Source organism: Spirulina sp. 06S082 (assembly GCF_034932145.1).
In the GTDB taxonomy this organism is placed as follows: Bacteria; Cyanobacteriota; Cyanobacteriia; order Cyanobacteriales; family Spirulinaceae; genus CCY15215.
This window is the reverse complement of sequence record NZ_JAYGHV010000111.1, coordinates 1-1200: the sequence shown is the minus strand read 5'-3', so window position 1 is coordinate 1200 and position 1200 is coordinate 1. Positions and strand designations below refer to the sequence as shown.

Genomic DNA, 1200 nt, shown 5'->3' with positions numbered 1-1200 from the left:
TACAAGTTCAACCCACGGAAGAAGTCCCGAAAATTTCCCCAGAAAATCTCTCCGATGCCAAACGGGTGATCGAAAACCGCGTCAATGGCTTAGGTGTGGCTGAACCTGTGGTACAAACCGTGAGTCCCGATAAAATTGTCGTGCAACTCCCAGGAGTCAGCGATCCCCAACAAGCCGAACGAGTTTTGGGGGAAACCGCACAGTTAGAATTTCTGCGCCAAAAACAAGGCACTGAAGGACAATTCCCCATTGAACGCCAATTACAAGGCATTGCTCAAATCGAATTGGAAAACCTCCAAGCAGCAGAAAATCCCGATACCGAGGCGATCGCCACCGCAAAAGAAGCGGTAGAAAAAGCCAATGCAGTTATTATTGACCTCTTTGAACCCACGGGTTTGACGGGAAAATCTCTCACTAATGCCATTGCAGGGACAAATCCGAGCAATCAATGGGAAGTGAGCCTTTATTTCGATCCCGAAGGAGGAGAAAAATTTGCCGAATTGACGAAGGCGATCGCTGGAACTGGACGCACTATCGGTATTTTCTTAGATGGTAAATTGATTAGTTCTCCGGTGGTAGACGCGCAATATGCCACAAGCGGAATTACGGGAGGACGCGCCAGCATTTCTGGGTCTTTGGACTCCCAAGAAGCCCTAGAACTGGCCATTCAACTCCGAGGAGGCGCACTCCCATTTCCGGTAGAATTGGTGGAAAATCGCACCATCGGGGCAACTTTGGGGCGAGATAGTGTTAACCGCAGTATTGTTGCTGCTATTTCGGGTTTGCTATTGGTTTTGATCTTCATGGTGGTTTACTATCGCTTACCGGGGGCGATCGCCGATGTTTCCCTGTTAATTTATGCCCTGCTGACCCTCGCCTGTTATGCCCTTATCGGTGTCACTCTGACTTTACCGGGAATTGCGGGATTTATCCTCAGTATTGGCATGGCGGTTGATGCAAATGTCCTCATTTTTGAACGGACGCGAGAAGAATTGCGAGCCGGAAAAACCCTTTATCGTTCTGTCGAGTCGGGCTTTTTCCGCGCTTTTTCTAGCATTTTAGATGGTAACGTCACGACCCTGATTGCTTGTTTTGCTTTATTTTGGTTGGGATCGGGATTGGTGAAAGGCTTTGCTTTAACTTTGGCGATCGGGGTAGGAGTGAGTATGTTTACTGCACTCACTTGCAGCCGCACTCTCA

Annotated in this window: 1 protein-coding gene; it reads left to right on the top strand. The window is 48.7% G+C overall.

Annotated elements, in window-relative coordinates:
• Positions 1-1200, top strand: a 1200-nt coding sequence (gene secD, locus VB714_RS07350; protein ID WP_323222631.1) for a protein translocase subunit SecD, incomplete at both ends; no start/stop codon positions are given.